Raw genomic sequence first — 22,493 nt, forward strand, 5'->3', positions numbered from 1 at the left:
GCATTTCTCCGTATGTGATCAAGACGAACCGCGGGCCATGGTTTCAAAAGAACGCACCGAACGATGCGAAACCAGCTCGCCCGCATCGCGCCGGACGCGCACGTCGGCCGCATCGCGAGTGCGAGGGCGCTGCCCGAGCCAGCTGACCCAACCGAGGCGCGGCGCGTTGCCGCCCAGCGTCTGGCCGAGCCGCGTCGCCGGCACTTCTTGTTGCTCGAGCACGAGCTCGGCATCCCACTCGAGTTCGTCGCCGAGCAACTGCTGCATCCAGCGCTGCAGTTCGGGGCGCGCCGGGCCGATCGGCAGGAAAAGGCGGTACTGATGGAGCGACAGCGGACCAAGATGCAGCCGCACCCGATGCTGCCGGTCCCACGCGCGCTGTCCCAGCATTGCGCCCATGCCCATCGAGCGCGAAGCATCACCGCGACCGAGCCGTGTGAGCTCGCCGGGCGGCAACGCCATCCAGTGGCCTACCCATCGCTCGAGCCGAACCGGCACGCCGAAGTAGCTGCACAACACCGCCTCGACCGACTCTGCGTTGTGCACGCGACGCGTGAGCCAACCCGCGAAGTGCAGTCGCGCGTCGTCATGGATTTCGTCGCGGTCATTGCGCGCCGCGGTGCCGGCACCGACCAGTGCGCCGACCTGCAATCGAAACGCGTCTTCGCCCGGTCGATCGAGCGCCACGGCCGGCCGCGACGAGGCCCACGCGCGGTAGAAGTGCAACGAGAAACGGTGCGCGAAAGTGTCGAGGAACGCGACCCATGTCGGATCGCCGTGGTTGATGAAGCGCTCGCGAATGAAGTCGCTCAGGTGCACCGGCAACGGGCCGTTGGGTCCGAGGTAGCCGAAGAAGTGCTGGCGCAGGCGCGGCGGCGAGACATCGGTCGCGGCTTCGAATCGACTGAAGCTGGCGGGCGCGAACGACAGCGACGGCTCTTGCCCGACGCGCACCGGCTCGGCACTCGGCAGCAACGCACGACCCCAGCGCGGACTGCTCTTTGCCACCGATTCCAGGCGACGCATCAACGCGAAGTAGTCGTAGGCCCACGGCTCGTGCGACACCGAATGCAGGTGCGCACCGACCCGTGAGTTCACATCACCGGGCGCGTCCCGCACAGCGGCCTCCAGCGCATCGTCTCGCCCTTGCCGGCGACGGCGAGCACCGTTTCGACAAAGTGATTCACCTCGACATGGCGCGCCAGATACTGCGCCAGCACGGCGCCGAAAAGGAAGGCGCTCTGCCCATGAAAAGCATTGCGGTCGACTTCGAGCGTGACTTCGAGCCCGCGGCCGAAAGCGATCGGGCCGGCCATCGGCAAGCGTCGCGCCACCGGCTTCGACGACACCGACAGCAAGCCGCGCACCTGCACCTGGCGCGACTCGTCGGCATGCACCGCATAGAGCATCAGCATCTCGCGCAGGGCAGCCGCGTTCTTGTGCGTATCGGCACCGCCGATCGACAGGTAGTTGAGCGCCAGATGGTCGACCACACGCCAGCCAAGGCCGTTGTTCACCACTGGCGACACCGGCCGCGACGGGCCGCGCACCATGCGTACGCGCTGCACCGGGAACGAGTCGACGCAATCGAAATCGTTGTCGCGCCCGAGCGGCAGCAGCATCGGCAGATCGCGATTGGTCACGAGCGCCGCAACCGCCAACTGGCGCAAGCCCGGCGGGTACGGCGCCTCCTGCGGGTCGACGATCTGCATGTAGACCTCGGAGCCGATGTGGCTGCTGCGATGCCCCTCGGTGCGCTGCTTGACCGACAGACTGCGCGGCTCACGCGTGGTCGTGTAGTACGCGGGATGGCTGTGCCGGCTGCCATGGAACGCGGCATAGAAGGGGCGGAAGAGCAGCTCCTGCGGACCATCGGACTGGCCCGACCCTGGGGCTCCCTGGCCCTGACCGACGTTGCCGAGCCCGAGCACCTCGGTGACCGAATGCACCTCGAAATCCTGGGGCCGCGTGCGGTCGGGGACCAGATGGAATTCGCTGTTGCTCTCGGTGATGGCGACACGGTCGAGGCGCTTGGGAAAGAGGTTGATGGCCGGCACGCAGTGCAGCTGGATGTTGTCTGCCGTCACCAGTTTTTCGAGCGCCGGGTCGCCACGCGAGAACAGCACGACCAGCTCGACCTCGGTGCCCGGCATGCCGCGCAGCAACGCCTGCAAGCCGACGATGCGCGCGAACTGAAAGCGCTGCGGAAACGCGAAGTACTCCTGCACCAGCCTGAAGCCGGAGAAGCCGGTGGCCGTTACCGGCAGCAGCGCTTCGTCGTCGTCGAAGCCTATCGGCTGAACCGCACTTGCAGGCAGTGTTCGCACCGCGCCTGGCCCCGCTGCGCCGACCGTACCGCCAGGGCCGATCGGCTGCACCATGACACCGATCGGCTTGCCGAGAAAGCATTCGTGCAATTGCCACGCCACGTCGTCGGCGCCACCGAAGTGGATCACCAGCTCATCGAGCTGGAGCTTGTCGAGGGTGAGGCCGGCCGTCGTGCGCAACGACATGCGCAAGCCGCCGCGGATTTCGCGCGCCTGCGGATGCTGGTTGATCGGCAGGTCGGGCGCATAGGTGAAGTACTGCGCCCGGATCACTTCGATCGGCCACACGCGCAAGGCACGTGCGGTGCGAAATTCGCAGTGCGTGTTCTGCCCCACGGCATGGCGCGAACGCAGGCCGCTGTTGCGCGGCAGCGTGGGCCCGGTGGCAAGGTTCGCATCGTCGAGTTCGGGAGTGCAGCACACCACCGTCATGGACGGCGTCGGCGCCATGAAGTGTGGATACACGATGTCGAGCAGGTGCCCGGTGAAGCGCGGAAACTCCGCATCGAGCTTGAGTCCGACGCGCGCCGACAAGAAGGCGGTGGCCTCTATCAGGCGCTCGACGTACGGGTCGGCGACCTCCTGACCTTCGACACCGAGCCGGTGTGCGATCTTGGGAAACGCCCGTGCGAACTCGCCGGAGCTTTCGCGAAAATACCGAAGCTCCTGCTCGTACAGGTTCAGCAGGCGGGGGTCCATGCCGACTACCGTGCCGGGTGCGCCATGTCTTCGATCTCGATGCGACCCTCTTCGAGATCGATGCGGCTTCGCATCAGGAACTCCAGCGGCACGGGTTGTGCCCAGAGCATGCCGCGAATCTGCAGCCCGATGCGGTTGTGTGAATCAAGGGCCGGCCCTTCCATGACGAGTTCGACTTCCAGAGTGCGGGGCAGGATGCGCGGCTCGAACTGCAGGATCGCGTTCTTCAAAGCCTGTTCCATGCTGACACGCTGCACGCTCGACGTGAACTGGCCGGAAAGCATAGGCAATCCGTAGTTGATGACCGAGCGTGCCGCGTTGGGATGGCGCTTGTCGTCGAAGGCCAGGCCGAAGCCGGTCGCGTTGAAGAGCCAGCCGAGGTCGCGCAGCACCGCTTGCCGAAGCGCCTGCTTGGTGAGCGTTCGCTTGTCGTCGCTCTCTCGCTTCTCCGTCGGCGCATGGTCGACAAGTCGGTCGAGCAGCGATGGCTGCAACCGCTCCTGCGCGCTGGCGGGCTCAGCCATTCGAGGCTTCGTTGAACACGATCTCTCGCACGTCCATCAACGCGTGGTCGCCCGCGTCGCTGCTCAACACTCGCTGCCCCGAGCCGACCCACACATCGGGTGCCAGCTCGCGCCATTCGGTCTTGCGTGCCAGTTGCAAGGCGCCGTCGTCGCTCTTGTCGGAGCCCTCGTACCGCGTCGGGATCAGCGCCAGTGTTTCGCCACCGTTCTCGAACTGCAGATGCGCCGGCAACCAGACGCAGTCGCGCAGGTCTTCGGGCGGATCGAGCTTGATGTGCGAGAGACGCGCATAGGGCACCCAGTAGTACTTGCCGTTGACGAAGGCTTCGAGCACCGGGCCGAGCCGCATGTCGGCATCGGCCAGCCACTCGAAGGGTGAGCCGTCGATCGTCCCGGCCGTGGCGGGTGCACCCTCGAAGGCGCGCTCGCGCAGTTGCTCGGCCATCGCCTGTTCGCCACGGCCGCGCCGCAGCAGCGACTCGATCAGCAGCGCCAGCCATTCGTCGGGCTGGCCGAAGACCATCGGCGTGCGGTTGCCGGCGAACACCTCTGCGCGCACGCCTTCGCAGCGAATGGCTTCGCCGTAGACCTGCTTCATCGGCACGGCCAGTGCGTCGAGTTCGGCGGCGACCGACAGCTGGTTGAGCGCACGCTCCCACTGACCGAGCACGCACAACAGCTGCGCGAGGAACACGCGGTTCTTGCTGTCGCCCGGCTTGGCACGCACCTCGTCGCTGAGCGCCTTGAGTGCGCCCACGGGGTCGGATGCCTTCAACAGTTCGATGGCGGACATGGCAGCTCCTTTGCTTTTGTTTTGCGCTTGCTTTGCTGTGCTGGGTTCTTTTCAGGAAGCCGTCAGGTCGCAGGTGCGCACGGCCCCGCGAATGCCGGTGGCGAGCTGCGCGGCAGAGTTGATCGACATCACGCGGTAGCCGAAGCGAATGACTTCGCACGGGTGCCCCGACGAGCCGCCCGTGAGGTAGGCGACCTCATTGACGCGGCCGCCGGTAAACACGAACTCGATCATCGGTTCCAGTTGCGAGCCGTCTTCACCGCCGGAGCGATAGATCGACACGGTGATGGTGAGGCCGACCGTCTGGTTGCGCAGCAGGCTGGCGATCGACGCGGTGGCCGCATCGGACTGCCGCACGACCTGCAAGTGCGACAGCGACAGCGATGCCGTGCTCGCGCCCGGCGCGATGCGCAAGCCCGCGTGCACGTCGTAGCCGAGCAGGTCCATGCGCGCCTTGCCGTCGGCATAGGTGCGCGGCGATTCGCCTTCGACCGGCGTTCCGCGGTTGTCGATCGACATCGCCATGTCGAGCGACACGCCCTTGCGAAGGCCGAGGTCGAGCAGGCGCAATGCCTCGTCTGTGTCCAGGTATCCATCGCCGTTCAATGACATGGCATTCACTCCCGTGGTAGATCAAAGGGTAAGAAACAAAGCCGGAAGTCGGTGCAAAAGCACTGAACAGTCAGTCATCGACGCACTGCCCTTCGACCGGCACCAGGCACTGAGGCAGGTCCGCACCGACCGCCCCGCCGCGCGTCCGGAGGGTCGACGTCGAGGCTGCTGCCACCGCCAGGCCACGCGGCAACAAGATCCAGAGTTGGCCGCGTTCCTTCATGCGACGCGCATTGGCCGCGGCCTGCGTGCCGTTGCCGAAGAAGTAGTCGGCCCGCACCGCACCACGAATCGCGCCGCCGGTGTCTTGTGCGATGGTCAACCGCTGCATCGGCGCGCCAGTCCCGGGTGCGCGTGTCGACACGAACACCGGGAAGCCGAGCGGCGTGCTGCGCGGATCGACCGCGATGGACCGCCCCGCCGACAACGGCACGCCGAAGGCGCCGACCGGGCCGCCCGCAGAGCCGATCGTCTCCTTGAAGAACACATAGCTCGGGTCCTTGATGCCGGAGCCGATCACGTCGCCCGTGGCTTTGCGGCCGGGCACCATGACGGCACCGCTCTCGACCGGTTTCGCCAGCGTGAAGCCGCGCGTCTTGACCGCGCTCAGGTCTTCGTCGTCATCGTCGTCCGGATCGAGTTCGATGGCACCGCCGCGCGTGCGCACCGCGCTCTTGCCTTTGCTGTTGGCCGAGCCGACCAGCGTCGGGCGAAACGGCTGGCCGTTCTGTTCGGCGTAGGCGATGCGGACCACCTCGCCACTCGGCATGCGAATGCGGCCCGAGCCCTGGATCTGCATTTCGTACAGCGCCGTCGCGCTGTTGACGAAGGCCAGCACCTTGGCGTTGGGCGCGCCGCGCGTTTCGATTTCTTCACGCGTGTAGTAAGGCATCAGCCGCTTGCCATCGATGCGAAGCCGCACGCGGCGATCCAGCGTGTCGCGCGTGATGGTGGAGAGGTCGAGCGCATACAAGCCTGGCGCGCCCATGTCACGCGTGCTGAGCCCCATCTGCACGATCACGTCGCGGCCCTGCACGCGCACCGGCACCGTGCCGTTGCCGGCGGGCAGCTTGCGCGCATCGACGAACAGCATGTCTTCAGGCTGGCCGTACACCGGGTAGATAAAGGGCGGCGAGTAGCTGCGGTTGCCGCTGATCTCGGGCTCGAAGTAGCCGGTGACCACGCCGTCGGGCTTGCGGTCGTCGTCGCGAATCTGGTAGGCCGCGAACTCAGTTTCGAAAAAGCTGCGAATGGAGGGTGAGCTCTTGTCGTCGACTTTGCGGGCGCGGTCGCACACCTCTTTCCAGGCATCGCCGCGACCGGTGAGCACCTTGCAGCTGCCGAGGAACGCGGGCCATGTTTCGGCAAAGTCGTCGCGCCGCCAGCCGGGGACCGATTCGAAATTGACTGCGGTGTAGGTCGCAAGCTGGGTCGAAAAAGTGCGGGCCTGACCGGCCACGTTGCCGGCACCGGGCCCGCTGGTCGCGGGCCGCGCCGGTGCCGCAGCTTCGACGGCCGCGGGTGCTGGCGCCGTCGAGGCAGGAGTCGTCATGGAAGCGGGGGGCTTGGGCCCGATGGCGCATCCTGCCAATGCGATGGCGACCATGATGGCAACCGGATAAGTCGTCGAAGAGGTGTTCATGGGCGGTCTCCTTGCCGTGAAACGAGCCGGCCCGAAGGGGCTGCCTGTTCATCAGGACGATTACTTCTCTGTGATTTTGAAAGTCCCGACGCCGTAGACGTCGTTGCATGGCGCACCCGGCGGGCACACGGGCTTGCCGACCAGCGGCGAAGGGCCGGCGCCGCGCGTCGCCTCCAGGGCCGCCAGCACCGGCACGGGAAACTGCGGAAACACGCCGTCGTTTTGAATCCCCGAGCCGGAGAAATCGCGCTCGCGCTCGCTCACCACCACCGCGAACAAATCGACGCCGGCCGGGCCGCCCGCGTCCATCGGCCACGATGCGCGCGGCAGCGAGATCGATGTACCCGCAGTGATCTTGTTGTACTTGTCGAGCAGGTTGGGGAACAGCAGGAACATCTCTCCGCCGCTCGACAAAAGATAGACGTACACGTAGCCGTCGCGGTTGCTCTTGACGTCGAAAGAGAGCCGATCCTTTTTGATGACGACCTCGGCCTTGCGCGGCGTCGCTGTCACGTTGAAGCCTGGTGTGGCGCCGGTGCCGATGGCGGCCATCGATTCGGTCGGCGTGCGTGGTGTGGGCGGCGGTGCGGTTGCGGTTGCGGTTGCGGTTGCGGTTGCGGGCGCGGGCGCGGGAACTTCAACGACCTTCGTGTCTGGCGGCGTGGACGCTTTGCCGTCTGTTGAACCGGCTGCGCTGCCGACCACCGGTTCGGCGCCGTTCGACCTGCCCTGCATCCACCACCAGCCCCCGCCGCCGGTCACGGCAAGCACCGCGACGGCCGCGATGGCAGCGACGGCCTTGCCCGTGCCGCCGCTCGAAGCCGCAGCGGCTTTCGACGGGCGCGGTGCGGGCGCCGGCGCCGACGCTGGCGCAGCAGGCACCGAGCGCCGCACCGGCACGTTCGTCGTCTCGTCATCGAGGCCGAGCGCTTCGCGCAGCGCGCCCATCGACTGCGGCCGCGCCTCCGGCCGCACGCCAAGCCCGGCATCGATGGCCGACAACAACCGCGCGCTGTAGCGCTGGCGCAGCATCTCGTTGTCGACCAGCGGCACATAGCTGTCGGACAGCAACCGCGCGACCGACGGCGGCGGCGCCCGACCGCAGATGGCGACGTGCATCACCGCGGCTAATGCGTACACATCGGTCCACGCGCCCTGCGACATGTCGGGCATCTCGGCGTACTGCTCGATCGGCGCATAGCCCGGCTTCAGGATGACGGTGATGGCCTGCGTCTTGTCGGTGATCACGCGGCGCGCCGCACCGAAGTCGAGCACCACCGGTCGGCCCGAGCCTTCGAGCAGGATGATGTTGTCGGGCGCGATGTCGCGGTGATAGCAATTGGCCGCGTGCATCACGGACAGCGCCTGCGTCACGCCGTCCATGATGCGCATCAACCAACCTTCGTCGACACCGGCCGGGATGGCGGCCAACGCCTGGCGCAACGTGTCGCCGCGATAGAACGGCATCACCATGTAGGTCGTGCCGCGCTCCTGCCAGAAGCGGTAGACCTTCAGCAGCGATGGATGATCGAACTGCGCCAGCAGCCGCGCCTCGTTGATGAAGCTGCGCATGCCGAGATCGAAGGTCTCGCGGTGCCGCTCGGACAACGCCACCACCGTGCCGTCGTGTTGCCGCGTCGACAGCGACACCGGCAGATATTCCTTGATTGCGACGACGCGCTCCAGCGTGTGATCCCACGCTTCGTACACCGCGCCGAAGCCGCCCTGCCCGACCAGTGCGGTGATCTCGAACTCGCCGACCTTGCTGCCGGCCGGCAACACGCCGGCTTCGGCGCCGGCTTGCGAGCCGGAGGTCGGCAGGCGTGTCGGGTTGCCGCTGACCAGGGCCATGCCCGTGCTGCCCACGCCGCCCGTGGAGATGACCGTTGCGCCGTCGTCGTTCTTCGGGGCGTCGGCATTGCTCATGGCTCTGCCTCCACTCGCTTCACCCGCTGCACCCATTCGTCGCTGACAAAGCCGAAGAGCGCATCGAAGCGCGCGTCGGTCGGCAGGCCGATGGCCGTCATGCGAAGACCTGGTTCGGCGACAGGATCGGTCAGCCACAGCGACTGGCCGTCGGCCGGCCAGGCCATCGCCGCGCCTCGGTCGGCATCGGCCACCTCGTCCACGGCGCGGCCGTCGGCGACATCGAAGACGCGCAGCAAGGCGCTGTCGAAGCGGCCTGCATCGAGATCGTTCTCCAGCCCTTCGAGTGCCGCCTGTGCGCAAGTGCGCCACCAGCGCCACGCGGCACCCGACTGCGCCGGCGTGAACTCGTTCAGCGGCACATCGCATTCGGCCGCCATGATGAAAGGAAAGTAGCGACCGACGCCATCGACCGATGGCATCAGGACGCCGAGCCACGCGTTGGTGCCGCCCAATCCGCTGCCCAAAGCGAAGAACCACAGCGGACCTGCGAGATAGCGCTCGGTCCAGTCGTCGTGCGCATCACGCAGCCGCAAGAGGCCGCGCTGCAGCCAGTGGTCGAGGCGCTCGCGCATCGGCTCCGGCATGCGGCGATGCGCGAAGTCGCCCATGCCCGGCAGCTTGCCGAACCAGCCCGGCAACGCGTCCGATGCGAGAAAGGTTCGCGTTTCGCTCACAGCCCCTCCGGGCAAGAGAACTCGCGCAGTTCGCGCAGGCGGATCGGGTGCTGCACGCTGTTGGTCGTCACCTCGAAACGGGTGCGACGGTTCTCGATGTTGAAGGTGATGAAGAAGCGCTCCGGCAAGTCGCCCTGTTCGAGCTGTGCCTTGTCGAGCGTGCGAAACAACGCCCACGGTCCGTCCGTCGACAAGCCGGAATTGCCGGTGGCCGAAGGCGGGCTGATCTGCACGCGCACCTGGTTGCTGCCCTTGGGTCCCGGCCATTGCACCGCCATCGGCACGACCGGGCCATGCGCGTACTTCACCAGCTGCCCATCGACATCGAGGATGAACTGCGTGATGTTCTCGTCCATCTCCACCGGCCTGAAATCCAGCCGCAATGCCGGCCCGCGGCCGCCACCCCGAAAGAAGATGTCCTTGATGCGCGCAGCGCGCTCGAACTGCGCGAGCGATGCGGTGGTGACTGCCGCCTTCTCTGCCACCGGCTTGTAGCGCCACGGCTTGGTGCTGGTGTCGACCAGTGCGGCCAGCTTCTTTTGGAAGAAGTCGTCCATCAAGCCCCCGGGTCCGAACATCTGGCCGAAGTCTTCGGGCAGCACATCGCGGTTGCTGGTGGCGACCAGCGGATAGCGGCCGGCGATGGCGCGTGTGCAGAAGTCGGTTACCGGCCGCAGGTCCTGGCTCAGGTTGCTGCGCTCGGCGCTTTGCGCTTGCGTCGCGCCCGACTGGCTCAGGTTCTCGACCATGCTGCGCACCGGCTCCGGCAGCCGGCCCGCATCACCCTTGAGCTTGGCGGCCACGTCTCCGGGTGGTGGTGACGAGCGGCTCTTCACCGCGGAATCGACGGCCGTCAAATAGACGTAGACCTCGTTGAAGAGCTTGAGTGCATCGTCGAGCGGGGCCGGTCCACCGGGCGTGCCGGCCGTGACCATGCGACGCAGCGGCTCGAAGCGATCGTCCACGATGCTCTCGATGCGCTTGCCGGTCACGACCGGCTTGTTGGGGTCGCCGCCGAACAGGTCTTCGAGGCCCTTGCGCGTGTTGCGAACGGTCTCGGTCGCCTTGCTCACCACGTCCTTTGCGCCTTCGGCCGGAATCAGCGTCGTCTCTTTGACTGCCGCACGCAGGAAGTTGGCGAGCGGTGAACTCGCGCCCGACAAGATGCGCGCGGTCTCGATGTTCTTCTCGAGCCCCGCGCCGCGCACCAACCGAATGTCGGCGAGCATCGCCTCCCACACCTTCACGTATTCCTCGAGGTAGAGGCGGCGCACGCGGTCGGTCATCGCACCGAGTTGCGACACGTCTTTCAGTCGATCGGTCGCGGTGCGGTCTTGCCCCAGCACCCACGGATCTTCCTGCGCGAGCAGGCCGGTGAGCACGGTCACCTCGGCCTGAAACCGCTTGTGATAGCCGTCGTAGGTGAACATGCCCGGCACGCCATCGGTCAGCGGCTTGCCGCTGATGCGCTCGAACACCAGCGGGCCGGAAGGGCCGGCAGCTGCCGCCACGCTGAAGGCCGGCACGTCCTTGCCCAGACGCTGCCGCTTGAGCCGGCTGAACACGCGTTGCTCCAGCGGGTAGCTGGCGAGCACGCCACGCACGCTGCGCACCAGGTTCTCGTCCATCTTCAACGGCGAGCGCGGCGGGCCTTGCGCGATCAGCACATCGAGCTGGTCTTCGAGAAGCTTGCGCTGGTCTTCCGGGATGCCGCGGTCCATGTTGCGCGCCCAGTCGAGCGTGATCCAGGCCTTGAGCGCGTCGGCATCGAAGTGCTCGGGCTGGTGCAGCATCAAGTAGCTCTTCAACGCCTCGTAGCTGAATTCGAGGTTGTCTTGTTGCGCGGTGCGAAGCTGGTCTTCGAGCCGCTTGGCGAGCTGCGGCAAGAAGGCTTCGTTGAGTGCGCGCTGGTGCGCCAACATCGCAGCTGCGTCGAGCTTGTCGCCCTGGTAGAGACCCAGCGTCATCGAGAGCGGCTCGTTGCCCTGCCGGTTTTCGGGCGCCTTCCAGATATCGCGCAGGCCTTGCAGCACCGGCGCAACTTCGACCAGGTTCTGCACGCGCGCCGGCAGTGCCGCCAGCGTCTGCTTGGCGGGCTCCACTTTCGCTTCGACCGCCTTCAGGTAGTCGAGGTTTTGCCAGGTGCTGTAGCCCCATGCGGCGAGCAGGCCGAGCGTGACCAGCGTCATGAGCGACACGGCCGCAAGACGCAGCCCGTGACGACGTCGCTCCAGCTTGACGTCGGCACCCGCGAGCCGCTGCTCGGGGAACACCACGTCGCGCAACAGCGAGGTCAGGAAGTAGCTGCGGCCGCTGCTCTTTTGCGGCGCGAGCATGGCGCGCTCCAGCCCGAAGCTGCGCGCCAGGCTGCCCATCACGCGATCGATCGGGCTGCCCTCTTGCGTGCCGCTGGTGAAGTACACGCCGCGCACCCATGGCGGCTGCGTAAAGCGCGAGCCGGTGAACACCTGGTCGAGCAGGTCCGACAGCAGCGGCCCGACCGAACCCAGCTGCGCCGGGAAGCCGAAGACAGCCGCGCGCCGTGTCACGTCCGTCTCATGCTGCATGCGGTTGATGAGGCCGTCGTTGATGCGGTCGTGCAGCAAGCCGAACTCCCGACCGAACGCGGCCGACAGGCCCTTCTCGTCGACCTGCACCACGTCTTCGGCCGGCAGCGTGAAGCCGAAGACTTGCGCGCGTTGTTCCTTGCCGAGATCGGCGAAGTATTCGGTGAAGCCGTAGAGCAAGTCGCTCTTGGTGACCAGCACGTAGACGGGCAAGCGCGTGGTGAGCTTGGCATCGAGCTCGAGCAGACGTGCGCGGATCGACGAGGCCAGCGAGCTGCGCGCCTCGGCGCCCTGGCTCAGGAGGTCGGCGACGCTCACTGTCAGGAACACGCCGTTGAGCGGCCGGCGCGGACGCACTTTTTTCAACAGGCCGAGAAAACCTTCCCACGCGTTCTTGTCTTCGGCTTGGTGGCTGTCTTGCGTGGTGTAGCGGCCGGCGGTGTCGATGAGCACTGCCTCGTCGGTGAACCACCAATCGCAGTTGCGCGTGCCGCCGACACCGCGAATGGCGCCAGGGCCGAACTTGTCGGCCAACGGAAACGACAAGCCCGAGTTGACCAGCGCCGTCGTCTTGCCCGCGCCCGGTGCGCCGATGAAGACGTACCACGGTAAGTCATACAGATAGCTGCCGCCCGACAGCGACAACCAGTCGCGCCAGCCGGGCTTGCGGCCGGCCGCATGCAGGCGCATCTGCTTGAGCGTCGCGACCGCTTCGGTGAAGCGCGTGTCGAGCACCTTCTGCTCGCCTTCGTCCACAGGCCCCGTCTTGGCGGCCGGCGCGCGCATCAGGCCTTCTGTCAGATTCTGGCTGGCCTTGCGCGTGCGCCAGCGCTTCCAGGTCGCACGCAGTACGGCGATGAGCACGATGACGCCGATCAGCACCCAGCGGGCATTCTCGGATTCAAGCGGTGCCAGCGAACCGATCTTGATGAGCGGGCCGACCCACCAGATCAACAGCGAGACGACCAGCAGCGCAAGCAGCATGAAGAGCAGCGGGCTGAAGAGCCAGCCGAAAAGCTTTTTCATCGCTTGACCTCCGACGTTGCATTCAACGTGGCCGCTGTGCGCTCCGGCTCGGACAACAGCACGATGTCGACGCGGCGATTGCGCGCGCGATTGGCCGGCGAGTCGTTGAGCGTGACCGGCTCGGCATCGGCCTTGCCATCGGACCGCATGCGACCGGGTTCTACCAAACCGACCAGCGAGGCCTTGACCGCATCGGCACGCGCGGCCGACAGATGCCAGTTCGACGGATAGCGCATCGAGCGGATCGGCTGGTTGTCCGAATGGCCGGTGATGAGCACCTCGCCCTTGACCTCGGCCAGCGCCTGGCCGATGCGCTTCAACACCGGCAGCGATTGCGGCATCGGCTCGGCACTGCCGGAGCCGAAGAAGCTGTCGCCGCGCAGGCGCACGGTGCTGCGATCGGCTTCGTCTGTGACGGTGACAAGCCCTTGCTTGACTTCAGGCTCCAGGAATTTCGCCAGCCGCGGCGCCTTCGCCATGATGGCCGGCGGCGCGATCTGCACGTTGGGCACGCGCAGGCCGGAGATCGCTGCATAGGTCGTGTCGGAGCGGTTGTTGAGGGTGAGCCGCAGGCCGAACCAGGCGAGTGCGAGCAGCAGCAGGAAGCCGACCGAGAAGACCCACAACGGCAGCGATTCGCGCAGCCGTGCGGTGCCGGCTGCCTGGCCGCGCCAGTGCGGCGAGAGCTCCGCCTCGAGCGGTGGCCGATCTTTGGCGATGAGATCGGCGAGGCGCTGCCGCACGGTGTCGAGTTGCGCGCGACCGTTGTCGATCACGCGGTAGCGGCCTTCGAATCCGAGCGCCAGCACGCTGTACATCAGCTCCAGCAAATTGCGGTGCGTCGGCACGTCTTGCGCCAGCTTTGCGAGCAGCTGAAAAACTTTTTCACCGCCCCACGATTCGTTGTGGAACTGGACCAGCAGGCTCTGCTTGCTCCAGCCCGCCTGCACGCCCCACGGCGTGTTGGCGACGGCTTCGTCGAGCGCAGTGCAAAGGATGTAGCGAGCGGCCAGCACCGACTCGTTCGAGGCGCCCGAGCGACGCGCGGCAGCATCGAACTGGTTAACTGCATCGGCAGTGGAGGCGCGCAACGCCGGCACGTTGGGCGGCTGCACGAGGTTGCGAAGTTTGCCTATCAGCACCAGCAACTTGCCGGCGGCCGACACCAGTGGGTTGAGCAGGCCGAGTTCGCCGACATCGGCCGGCAACGCTTCTGCCGATGCTGCATACGGGGCGTTGCCGCTTGCCGGCGATGCGCCGCCACCAGCACGCGGCTTCGGCTTGATGACCGTGCGTTCGGATTCGAAAGCAGCGAAAGGGTCCGGGGTTGTCATGGTGCTTTTCCCACGGGCGCGTCAGGACCTGATCGCCCAGAACGCCAGATCCAGGCCGGGGAAGTCGCCGGCGATGTGCATCGCCACGCCACCCGATGCTTCGAGCTGGCGCCACAGGTCGCTGTTGCGCGTTTCGAGCTCGAAGTAGTTGGCGCCCGAGTGAAACGGAATCTGCCGCGGCGCGACCGGCATCGGCATGAGCGTGACGCCGGGCAGCGCAAGGTTGACCAGATCGCGAATGCGCTCGACCGGACCGATCTTGACCTGCGTCGGAAAGCGCGCGCGCAAGGCCTCGCTCGGCATCTGCGCGTTGACCGCGAGCACGAAGGTCGCATTGCGCTGCAGCTCCACATCGGGAATGACGGCGACGCGCACGCCATGCTTGCGGTCGTGCAGCTCGATGCGAATGGCCGACTGTTCGAGCACCATCGACAGGCTGCGCCGCAGGTCGTCCATGACCGGGCGAAATGTGAGTGCGAGGTCGTCGTGGATGTAGGGACCGAAGCGCGCGACCCGACGCGAATCGCGGAACGTCGCGAGGTCACCGGCCAGCGCCAGTGCATGCTCGAAGAAGCGCTGCGGATGCAGCATCGCGCTCTTTGCCAGATGCGCGAACACCGCCTCGTTGCGGTTCACTGTTTGCAGCAGCATGAAGTCGGCGATCTCGGACACGCCGCCAGTGCCGCCTTGCGTCATGCGGCCAGCGAGAGCCTCGCCGCGTTGGCGCAACAGGCCGAGCAATTCGTCAAGCCACGAGCGGATCACCGCGTGGCCAGCCACATCGAGCAGCGGCGGCAGCAGGTTGCGATCGAGCTGAACCTGGTTGTCGACACGCCGCTCGACCACCCGGGCGACGTTGACGGTGGTCCACGCATCGGTCGTCTCACCGGCGCGCATCAGGCGCGTGTGGAGCTGACCGAGTTGCAGCATGGCGGTACGCTCGCCGGCGGTGTTGGAGTCGGGCACTTCGGACTCGAGCACACGATGCCGCACCAGGTCGTCGTAGCCTTCGGCATCGGCTTCTCGGGCACCGGCGCGGCGCAGTGGCAAGGCGAGCACGACGGCATCGTCGCGCATCGTCGGCGGGATGTCGATGGGATCGGGCAGCGGATCAACGGCCGGCATGTCGAACACCGTGCCGTCGCCGAAAACGCCGACGGCACGTACCAGCGCGAGCTTGCCGAGGGTGAGCGCGGCCTGGTCGATTTCGATTTCAGCGAAGCCCCATGCATGAGGGGTCGTGGTGCGCAGGAGCACATGCCGCGCATGGTCGGCGTGGCGCTCGCTTTGCTGCAGGTGCTGAGGCTGCAGCAGCATCCCCTCGCTCCAAACCACTTTTGTTCGCCAACTCATCCGCGCTCCGTCAATGGCAGGGGTGCCAGAAAGAAACATCTAGTTTCCGGCGCAGAGGGTGAACGGCAAATCCACCTAACGGCCTAGACGGGGGCGTTGGGTCTAAGTCGAAGGGCCTAGAAGGCCTTCGTCGATTGGGTGTGCGGGCTTATGGTTTAGTGCGCATGGGGTGGCGGCAGGCGGGCACTAATGAACGGTTGGAGCGTGTGACTGCTTTGGGCCGAGGCTGTATGAAAACACGCGCCATGCCAAGAAATTGCCGGCCGGCTCAGCAACCGACCGATCAGATCGGCCTACAACGCACGATCTGATGGCGAGGAATAGTTCGAGCACCTCCAGAAACGTCGCCCATGAACGTTTTCACACAGCCTCGGCCCGCATCCTGCCAACCGGCAGCCGCGCCAGAGTGCCCAAAGCAGTCGATCAGCCGCCCTGCGCAAGCGCCTTGCGCATGAAGGCATTCGGGATGGTCACACCCCGAAGCGTCGGATATCGCCGCTCAAGAACCTGAAATCCGTGAACGGTAAAGAACGGCTCGGCAGTCAGGCTCACATCTGACGTTAGCTCGGTCAAATTAAGGGTCGCGGCCTCCTCATGGAGACGAGCCATCAGCCGTGCCCCAATGCCTTGCCGTGGATGGGCACCCGACACGAAGAAGTGATCGATGTAGCCATTCTGCTGAACATCGGCGTAGCCAACTATCTCGCCGCCGAGTTCGACCACGAAAGGTCGAATCCCTCGGACTCGCCTTGTCCACAGGTCCACGTCAAGGTCTTTTGGAGCCCAAGCCTCGACCTGCTGTGATGAGTGGTCGCGGGAAGCGACCCTATGTATAGCTGTGAAGTACACGCGGAACAAAGCAGCTTCATCGCCAAGCCTGAACCGTCGAATCTCCATAAAGTCTCCGTGAACGTTAAAACTTGAAGCGAGTCAGCGTCGTGATGCGAACGACCGGTTCTGGCCGATTTCAGTCATAGCAGTAAGCTCGTTGAGTTCGGCTGCACTGGGGGAAGGTTACAAGGTCCATACGAAAGCGAACGCGATGATCACAAAGCTGCCGGCGGATACCCACCAGGACTGCGTGTATAGATAGGCAGCAACGGTCGAGATGCCCAACACGACTGGAGCTATCCATTCCGCCAACCATTTGGGCAAGCGGCGCCTTGCATTTTTTTTGCCCGAAGCTTTGCCAGCTCGCGACGCTGGCAGTCTCGGAAATTGCATTGCCAAGCCGTCTGACGGCCAGCCGTCTTGTGTGCTCGATCCGGTCAGCAGGCGAATGGCATCTTGACTTGAGTAGCGGTGAAAACAATCGACCGCGGATGAAACCGAGTTTGCTTTGTTCAGATCTGACGTTGATTCAAGATCGTCCCAGTCACGGAGCATTCGCTCCAACTGAGGACCTGCATCCTCGACATCGGGCAAGCCGGACGTGCGGAGCAAAACAAAAGGTAAAAATCGGGTCCTGATCAAGGCGGCAAACGCATCAATGATTGGCTCATAGCGCGCGCCAAGTAATTTGAGCAGTGCCGCTCGGCGTGCGGTGAGCGAGGTCAACGCATCATCGACAGATGTGACGAGATAGGGGTAGACCGCTTCTCCGAAGGACAGCAGCTCTTCGCGCCCTTCAGAATCAAGATCCTCGTCGTCCACCCTGCTCGCCCATTTCAGGTCCTTCGGCGAAAAGAGAGCGCACCACAGCAAAGGAAATGTGGCGTTGGACTCAAGTTCCGGACCTTGGCGCAACCAGTAAGCTCGCCACTCGTTCACAGCGCCATCAGGCATGCGCAAATAGGGCGAACTATTCAGAAAAATAGGATGACTCATTGGAACATCTGGTGAGCGTTCTTATGTGTTGATCGCTCTTTACGGCGCTTTAAAGAGCGGGTCGAAAACTGGTGACCGTTACGAACGACCGGTTCTGGCCCGCTTGCCGTCTGTGGCTGGCACGGCGCAGGCGGCTATGCGACGAGCAAAGCCCACACCCAATACGCCCCAATACCAATCTGCGCCAGAAACGCAAGAAATCGAGCATTGACCGCGGGCACGCTCAATGACGACAGATGGACGCTCGACTGGAACACGCGAGCGATTAAAAACCAGGGCGCGAGCCCATCGGTCACGCTGGTTCGGTTGGTAGCCAAAGCGATAAGCAAGAGGCCGCCAAATACAGGGATGCCCTCGAGGCAGTTGGCGTGCGCTCTGCTGAGCCGTTGCATGAACGGTGACAGATTCGAGTTGTCGGGCCGGAACTCATTCGCCGCAACCGCCCTTTGCATGACCAGTCGGGTACGAAGAGCTTCCATGAGGACAAGCAGAATCAGCGACCAAGCGATGAAGCTGGTCAGGACGAATGCAGACATGCTCGGCATGGTTCCATCTCCTCAGGATTCAACGAAGTCCGCAGAATACCCTGCGGTGGCGACCTGTCGGGCTGCGGCGCGCAAAAGTCCGCTTCTGGCCCGCATTCTGCCTTCCGGGGCCGGTGCGTTTTAGCCTCTCGACCTGAGCTGCTTTCGCATGGGCTGACCCTCGATGCCGAATGAAAGAACCGGGGGTCCTTCAGATGCGAATCCGTTGCGGAGGTAGAACGTTCGAGCCGTGCGGGTACTTTCTAGGCGCAGTGCCTCGACGCCCGCCCGAGCCGCGTGGTCTTCAATAGCTGCAAGCAGCGCCTTGCCCACCCCCCTGAACCGGACGGAGGGCGCGACGTAGCAGAGCGTGATTTCACCGGTTGCCGAGGCAGCCCCGAACCCGACCGTTTTACCGTCAACTGTGGCGACCACCGAAAACGCGTTGGGTGCGCGGATAAGTCCAAGCACGAAGTCCGGCGTTTTGTTGCACAACCATGCTTCGAGCACCTTGGCATCGCCGCGGTGATCGTCGTCGCAACATTCCAGGATTGAATTTCGAATGACATTGCAAGCATCAGCTGCATCGTCTTCGGCCGCGGGCTGGACTTGGACTTTCATCGGCACCTCGAATGTCGGCTACTGGCGCGTCAAACGTCTTTCCCCGCAGCATCCAGTCTGCCAGAGGCTGTCTGTCTTCCCCCTGTCGCCGCCCTTAGATTGCCTGCGCGACCTAGGCCGAAAGCTGGCATGTTGACGTATACGTTTTCGTAGCTTCCCGAAGTCGCAGAGTAAGTTTCATGCCAAATTCCGACCGATCCATCCGTTCCGATGGTCTTGTTGAAGGCTTTCCACGCGGGGAGATGCTCGGCGGTTCGCAACTTCGCATAAGCCATGAGCTGTTCCATCGACCGCCAGTACTGAACCATGATCGTCGTGCGCGCGAACCACATCTCGGCATGGATAAAGCCGAGCTCCGGCTGACGATGAAGCTCGACGAGCATGCGAGGCATCGCGCGGATCACCGGGAGCCACTTATGAATCTTAAGAGGTGCATTGATCCGCACGCCGATCATGAACACAACGAAGTCACCTTCCAGGTCTGCGGTCATCCGTTCACATCGAATCATGATGTTTTCTCCGGTGTCGTGTAGCGCTTCTCGCGTCGTCGAGAGCTCTACTGTGAGGCTGCTTTCCCTTCCGATAACCGAAGTCCACGAACGGCAACTTCTGGCCCGCATTCTGCCCTTAGCCCATGCTGATCGAAAGCAAAGGCCAGCGCTCGGCGAAGCGCTTGCCTTCTATGCGCTGCCTATAGATCTCAACGCTCGCTCTGAGCGGGTTGTGACGGACGCGCAGATTGAAAAGATCATCGAGTCCATGCGGGGCGACGACGCCCAGCGACTCATCCCAGTTCAAAAACACGCCAACGCAAGTTGCAAACTCCGGCCACGTCGCAATGCCATCTGCGAGTGAATTGATCGGCGGCACTGCTTGTCCTAAGTCACGGGCGAACCATCGGTGCACGCCAGCCTGATTCGTCACCTCCCAGCGCACTTCTGGCATTGCTGAGCGAAGCCGCTTCTCCAACTCGACATCGTTCTCCGGCTCAGCGTCCGCGTCGAAGTAGACGAGGTCCATGTCTTCCACAACCGTACGGCGCTCAAAGCCGTGCAGAGCATCCCAAACCAATGAGCGGACAGCGCCTGCGCCGATGCACCACGACTGCAGCCCCAGGAGACGCGCTGCATCGAGCGCGGCCATCAGCTCATTCGACGAGGCCACCATGCCAGCAAGGCGTCGTTCAAGGTGCAGCTGCGAAGTGAAAGTCATGATTCGATCTTGATCCCGGCAGGCGCACGGAAGGACCGCTTCTGGCCGTTAGGCGCCGGCTACCGTGTGCACCGCCCGCAGCCAATTCGTGCTGTGCGACAAGCTAAACCGAACATTCGCTGAGAACGGCACCCTGACGATGGAACCGTCCTCACGCTGGATGTCCATCGCGTTCAGTTGATCATTCCCGAACGTTCGATCGCCGATGAACTGCACGAAGCGTCCGTCGCCCGCCGAGGTGCCGGTTGCAATCATCACTGCTTCAGTCCGACCGTTGTCACGGCTGAAGCCATAACGCGGCAAGTTCAGCGCCCGATCCAAGCCAATACCGTAGCCGAGCGTGCTGCACACCATGGATCGCCAAAGCGGTTCAACAATCGCGTCCAGTTCGTCGGGATACGCCTGCTCATCGCTTTGAACCGCACCGACTTTGATGAGGGAAGGCAACAACGCCCTGAGCGCCGTATGAAATTCAAGGGTTAGTTCTTGGGGTGACATGTCGGGGGGCCTCGGCCCACTTTAGCGTTGAGATTAGAACGCCTAGCGCTATCACTGGAGGAAAACGAGGCAGCATGATGTATGACCGCTCCTGGCCCGATTGCCGACTAAGAATGTTTGAATAGACGTCGCCACCAAGGCTCGGCTGAGGCGGACGGCTCCGCAGTTGTCGCGCCTCTTCGGAGGAGCTCTTGGTAGTAGTCCCAAACGTTTGCGGTTGGACCATCCAAAATCCGCTGCTGTGCGCGACCCCAAGGCCAAAATTCGACGCCACTGCCTACGGCGCGCATGCCGGAAAAGCTTTCATTGCCTAGAGTCACGGTGCCCCAGCTGGCGCCATGATTGCGCCGGTAGACCTCGCCGATGTAGCTGCCAAATCCCTTGGAAAACTTTGCCACGTCCGCCTCGGTCGGCTTGTCCTTCTGAGCCTCCCGGTGGAAGAAGTCCAAAAGCTCTTCTATCTTCTCGATGCTCTGATCCGTCCAGTCCAGTTGTAGGCTGAACGTATCGAGAACGTACTTGCAAAGCTTGATGCATTCAGCCATGGCCTCGCGCTTGATGGCCTCGCTGGCGACGAAGCTCACGGCTCAGCCCGTGCTACCGAAAACAAAAGAGAGGTTGTGACCATGGTTGTTCGACTCTATCCGTCGATGGATGTCGACCAACGTGCCGCTCAAATCAAAATCAGGAGAGCGTGCCAAGCGACCGCTCCTGGCCCGGATGCTGCCACGGGATCTGGTTACCGAAGGCGGTATCCGCCCGGGTTCTCCGCTTCTTCGTCGCGCCTCGACGGATAGAACGTCTTTTTTTCGTCGAGTTCGTAGAAGAGCTGACCGTGGATACCCATAGCCTGTGCTTTGACCACTCGGCGTTTCCACATCGCCTCAAGCGCGCTGTTCAGAGCAGCTTCGTCGATCCCGCGTTCGTAGACCTCATCTATGAAAGCAATGTTCAAAGCGGAGACATGCAGGCCTGAGATCTCGCGAAAGCTTCTTGGGTTGCGTACCAGTCAGACGGGTAACGGGTGACATCCCACGGATCTTCAGACGTGTATTGCTCTCGGCCCAAAAAGTCGTGGTACCAGCTCATCGCTTCGAAGCGGCTATCCGCCCAAAAAACCAATATGCAGGAGCCAAGTCCGCCTTCAAACGTTCTGGCGGCGTCGCCCGCTGGACCAAACGCAATGCACGCCCAGAGCTCGTCGCCTCCCTCGTCGCGATATTCCCAAACCTCATGCAAAAAACCGGGCAGTGATCTCATCATCGGTAAGAGGTTCGTGGCAGGTTGCTGAATGTAGCGGCTGAGAATCAACACCTTGCCGGCCGCTTGGCTTCAGGATTGAGCAACCGTGGCGTACGACCGGTTGTGGCCCGAATCCCGCCACAGGATCGCCGGAACATTCGGACCTTCACCCGACATAGCGTCGTCTCAAAAGCAGACCTTGAGACCAGCTCCCGCGGAGACACGAAGAATTGCCATCGGCTTCGACGGCCGCGCTGCCAATTTCAGCCCGCTTCCACCCGAGCCAGATACTTCTCCATCGTTCGCCGCCATGCGGCCCGAGACACGCAACGGTCGCGATAGCTCCGGATGTTCTCGAATGGCTCCAGCAGCCGTTCATCTCTGACCTCCGAGAGCACATGCGACATGAGGATGTCGGCCACCGTGAAATTGTCGGTGGCCACGAATTCACGGCCCTTGAGCCAGCGCTCCAGTCCGGTGAACAAGCGTTGAGCCCAGCCCGCCATGAACTGCCTGGGCTTGGCCGCGCCTGCGCCGCCGTCGGCAGTCCAGTCGATGTAGAGGACGCTCATCAGCGGTAGCTCGATCGAGTTCATTGCTGCCAAGCACCAGCGGATGACCTGCGCCTCGCCCGCGGGATCACTTGGAATCAACTTGTTCGCCTTCTTCGCAAGGTAGATCAGAATCGCCGCCGATTCGGTCAGCACGACCCCGTCGTCATCGATCGCCGGAAGCTGCTCGAACGGGTTCAGTTTGCGGTAGGCATCGGTGTTGAGTTCATGCGCAGGATGATCCATGCCGATGAGCTCGAAGGGCATCTGCATTTCTTCGAGTGCCCACAGAACCCGCAGGTCGCGGGTGTGGCCGCGGGCGGCCGAGTTGACGCGTCCGAATCCGTAGACTTTCAGCATAGTTCTCCTTTGCATGGCGGAAGTTTTCGCCACGAATGATGCGACCCAAACGGCGGCTTGTGGCCGATTATTTCCCGTGACTCTTTGCGAGCGGCGTGCCCGATCCTGCATGCGGCGCAACGGCACCGATCGCGTCCTGCTCATCCAGGTCCACGCCGACGCAAATAGCGGCGTCCCA

Annotated in this window: 21 protein-coding genes; all 21 read right to left on the reverse strand. The window is 64.0% G+C overall.

The genetic code is table 11. The features are described 5' to 3' along the window. Positions 1 to 18 precede the first annotated feature (18 nt). The 21 genes from tssG to H7F36_RS03235 all read right to left on the reverse strand — a co-directional run bounded on the left by tssG (position 19) and on the right by H7F36_RS03235 (position 22,348). The gene (gene tssG / locus H7F36_RS03135; RefSeq protein ID WP_261802480.1) at positions 19 to 1,098 is read right to left on the reverse strand and encodes a type VI secretion system baseplate subunit TssG; all 1,080 of its coding nucleotides are present in this window, start codon (positions 1,096 to 1,098) and stop codon (positions 19 to 21) included. Beyond that, complete coding sequence (gene tssF, locus H7F36_RS03140; RefSeq protein WP_187053300.1) at positions 1,095 to 3,026, reverse strand: type VI secretion system baseplate subunit TssF; 1,932 nt, start codon at positions 3,024 to 3,026, stop codon at positions 1,095 to 1,097. The genes tssG and tssF overlap by 4 nt, the downstream gene beginning before the upstream one ends. 5 nt (positions 3,027 to 3,031) lie before the next feature. Continuing rightward, entirely contained in the window at positions 3,032 to 3,550 is a 519-nt protein-coding gene (gene tssE / locus H7F36_RS03145) for a type VI secretion system baseplate subunit TssE (RefSeq protein WP_187053301.1), read from the reverse strand. Continuing rightward, positions 3,543 to 4,343: a type VI secretion system accessory protein TagJ gene (locus tag H7F36_RS03150; protein WP_187053302.1), complete on the reverse strand. Its 801-nt coding sequence runs from the start codon at positions 4,341 to 4,343 to the stop codon at positions 3,543 to 3,545. The genes tssE and H7F36_RS03150 overlap by 8 nt, the downstream gene beginning before the upstream one ends. Before the next feature lie 51 nt (positions 4,344 to 4,394). Continuing rightward, positions 4,395 to 4,955: a type VI secretion system tube protein Hcp gene (locus H7F36_RS03155; RefSeq protein ID WP_187053303.1), complete on the reverse strand. Its 561-nt coding sequence runs from the start codon at positions 4,953 to 4,955 to the stop codon at positions 4,395 to 4,397. Between the two features lie 70 nt (positions 4,956 to 5,025). Beyond that, the gene (locus tag H7F36_RS03160) at positions 5,026 to 6,597 is read right to left on the reverse strand and encodes a murein transglycosylase A (protein ID WP_187053304.1); all 1,572 of its coding nucleotides are present in this window, start codon (positions 6,595 to 6,597) and stop codon (positions 5,026 to 5,028) included. Positions 6,598 to 6,657: 60 nt separating this feature from the next. Next, the gene (locus H7F36_RS03165; protein WP_187053305.1) at positions 6,658 to 8,523 is read right to left on the reverse strand and encodes a serine/threonine-protein kinase; all 1,866 of its coding nucleotides are present in this window, start codon (positions 8,521 to 8,523) and stop codon (positions 6,658 to 6,660) included. Beyond that, the gene (gene tagF, locus H7F36_RS03170; RefSeq protein WP_261802481.1) at positions 8,520 to 9,200 is read right to left on the reverse strand and encodes a type VI secretion system-associated protein TagF; all 681 of its coding nucleotides are present in this window, start codon (positions 9,198 to 9,200) and stop codon (positions 8,520 to 8,522) included. The genes H7F36_RS03165 and tagF overlap by 4 nt, the downstream gene beginning before the upstream one ends. Further along, positions 9,197 to 12,793 carry a type VI secretion system membrane subunit TssM gene (gene tssM, locus H7F36_RS03175; protein WP_187053306.1) on the reverse strand — a complete coding sequence of 1,199 codons (3,597 nt, stop codon included), beginning with the start codon at positions 12,791 to 12,793 and terminating at the stop codon, positions 9,197 to 9,199. Before tssM ends, tagF begins: the two co-directional genes overlap by 4 nt. After that, positions 12,790 to 14,127, reverse strand: coding sequence for a DotU family type VI secretion system protein (locus H7F36_RS03180; protein WP_187053307.1), 1,338 nt, complete (start codon positions 14,125 to 14,127; stop codon positions 12,790 to 12,792). The genes tssM and H7F36_RS03180 overlap by 4 nt, the downstream gene beginning before the upstream one ends. Before the next feature lie 21 nt (positions 14,128 to 14,148). Then, the gene (gene tssK, locus H7F36_RS03185) at positions 14,149 to 15,480 is read right to left on the reverse strand and encodes a type VI secretion system baseplate subunit TssK (RefSeq protein ID WP_187053308.1); all 1,332 of its coding nucleotides are present in this window, start codon (positions 15,478 to 15,480) and stop codon (positions 14,149 to 14,151) included. 423 nt (positions 15,481 to 15,903) lie between these two features. Continuing rightward, positions 15,904 to 16,377 (reverse strand): GNAT family N-acetyltransferase, encoded by a 474-nt coding sequence (locus H7F36_RS03190; protein ID WP_187053309.1) that lies wholly within the window; start codon positions 16,375 to 16,377, stop codon positions 15,904 to 15,906. Between the two features lie 117 nt (positions 16,378 to 16,494). Further along, positions 16,495 to 17,307 (reverse strand): hypothetical protein, encoded by an 813-nt coding sequence (locus tag H7F36_RS03195; protein WP_187053310.1) that lies wholly within the window; start codon positions 17,305 to 17,307, stop codon positions 16,495 to 16,497. Between the two features lie 134 nt (positions 17,308 to 17,441). Continuing rightward, positions 17,442 to 17,843 carry an MAPEG family protein gene (locus H7F36_RS03200; RefSeq protein WP_261802482.1) on the reverse strand — a complete coding sequence of 134 codons (402 nt, stop codon included), beginning with the start codon at positions 17,841 to 17,843 and terminating at the stop codon, positions 17,442 to 17,444. Between the two features lie 129 nt (positions 17,844 to 17,972). After that, positions 17,973 to 18,452: a GNAT family N-acetyltransferase gene (locus H7F36_RS03205; RefSeq protein WP_187053312.1), complete on the reverse strand. Its 480-nt coding sequence runs from the start codon at positions 18,450 to 18,452 to the stop codon at positions 17,973 to 17,975. A gap of 29 nt (positions 18,453 to 18,481) precedes the next feature. Further along, entirely contained in the window at positions 18,482 to 18,943 is a 462-nt protein-coding gene (locus H7F36_RS03210; RefSeq protein WP_315971441.1) for a DUF4188 domain-containing protein, read from the reverse strand. A gap of 136 nt (positions 18,944 to 19,079) precedes the next feature. Further along, positions 19,080 to 19,619 carry a nucleotidyltransferase family protein gene (locus tag H7F36_RS03215; protein ID WP_187053314.1) on the reverse strand — a complete coding sequence of 180 codons (540 nt, stop codon included), beginning with the start codon at positions 19,617 to 19,619 and terminating at the stop codon, positions 19,080 to 19,082. Positions 19,620 to 19,712: 93 nt separating this feature from the next. Continuing rightward, positions 19,713 to 20,162 carry a hypothetical protein gene (locus tag H7F36_RS03220; RefSeq protein WP_187053315.1) on the reverse strand — a complete coding sequence of 150 codons (450 nt, stop codon included), beginning with the start codon at positions 20,160 to 20,162 and terminating at the stop codon, positions 19,713 to 19,715. 107 nt (positions 20,163 to 20,269) lie between these two features. Then, positions 20,270 to 20,746 carry a hypothetical protein gene (locus H7F36_RS03225; protein ID WP_187053316.1) on the reverse strand — a complete coding sequence of 159 codons (477 nt, stop codon included), beginning with the start codon at positions 20,744 to 20,746 and terminating at the stop codon, positions 20,270 to 20,272. Positions 20,747 to 20,901: 155 nt separating this feature from the next. Next, on the reverse strand, positions 20,902 to 21,117 hold the full coding sequence (locus H7F36_RS03230; RefSeq protein ID WP_187053317.1) for a hypothetical protein: 216 nt from the start codon (positions 21,115 to 21,117) through the stop codon (positions 20,902 to 20,904). 550 nt (positions 21,118 to 21,667) lie between these two features. Then, a complete protein-coding gene (locus H7F36_RS03235; RefSeq protein ID WP_261802483.1) occupies positions 21,668 to 22,348 on the reverse strand; it encodes a glutathione S-transferase family protein in 681 nt (226 codons plus the stop codon). Positions 22,349 to 22,493: the final 145 nt, after the last annotated feature.

Source organism: Variovorax sp. PAMC28562, from assembly GCF_014303735.1.
GTDB lineage: Bacteria > Pseudomonadota > Gammaproteobacteria > Burkholderiales > Burkholderiaceae_C > Variovorax.

Bases quoted from the DNA above. Each gene is read 5' to 3' on its own strand.
- tssE (WP_187053301.1), bottom strand. From the start codon at position 3,550: ATGGCTGAGCCCGCCAGCGCGCAGGAGCGGTTGCAGCCATCGCTGCTC.
- tssF (WP_187053300.1), bottom strand. From the start codon at position 3,026: ATGGACCCCCGCCTGCTGAACCTGTACGAGCAGGAGCTTCGGTATTTT.
- H7F36_RS03180 (WP_187053307.1), bottom strand. From the start codon at position 14,127: ATGACAACCCCGGACCCTTTCGCTGCTTTCGAATCCGAACGCACGGTC.
- H7F36_RS03160 (WP_187053304.1), bottom strand. From the start codon at position 6,597: ATGAACACCTCTTCGACGACTTATCCGGTTGCCATCATGGTCGCCATC.
- H7F36_RS03150 (WP_187053302.1), bottom strand. From the start codon at position 4,343: ATGTCCGCCATCGAACTGTTGAAGGCATCCGACCCCGTGGGCGCACTC.
- H7F36_RS03200 (WP_261802482.1), bottom strand. From the start codon at position 17,843: ATGTCTGCATTCGTCCTGACCAGCTTCATCGCTTGGTCGCTGATTCTG.
- H7F36_RS03190 (WP_187053309.1), bottom strand. From the start codon at position 16,377: ATGGAGATTCGACGGTTCAGGCTTGGCGATGAAGCTGCTTTGTTCCGC.
- H7F36_RS03220 (WP_187053315.1), bottom strand. From the start codon at position 20,162: ATGTCACCCCAAGAACTAACCCTTGAATTTCATACGGCGCTCAGGGCG.
- H7F36_RS03165 (WP_187053305.1), bottom strand. From the start codon at position 8,523: ATGAGCAATGCCGACGCCCCGAAGAACGACGACGGCGCAACGGTCATC.
- H7F36_RS03195 (WP_187053310.1), bottom strand. From the start codon at position 17,307: ATGAGTCATCCTATTTTTCTGAATAGTTCGCCCTATTTGCGCATGCCT.
- tssK (WP_187053308.1), bottom strand. From the start codon at position 15,480: ATGAGTTGGCGAACAAAAGTGGTTTGGAGCGAGGGGATGCTGCTGCAG.
- H7F36_RS03155 (WP_187053303.1), bottom strand. From the start codon at position 4,955: ATGTCATTGAACGGCGATGGATACCTGGACACAGACGAGGCATTGCGC.
- H7F36_RS03205 (WP_187053312.1), bottom strand. From the start codon at position 18,452: ATGAAAGTCCAAGTCCAGCCCGCGGCCGAAGACGATGCAGCTGATGCT.
- H7F36_RS03215 (WP_187053314.1), bottom strand. From the start codon at position 19,619: ATGGTGGCCTCGTCGAATGAGCTGATGGCCGCGCTCGATGCAGCGCGT.
- H7F36_RS03210 (WP_315971441.1), bottom strand. From the start codon at position 18,943: ATGACCGCAGACCTGGAAGGTGACTTCGTTGTGTTCATGATCGGCGTG.
- tssM (WP_187053306.1), bottom strand. From the start codon at position 12,793: ATGAAAAAGCTTTTCGGCTGGCTCTTCAGCCCGCTGCTCTTCATGCTG.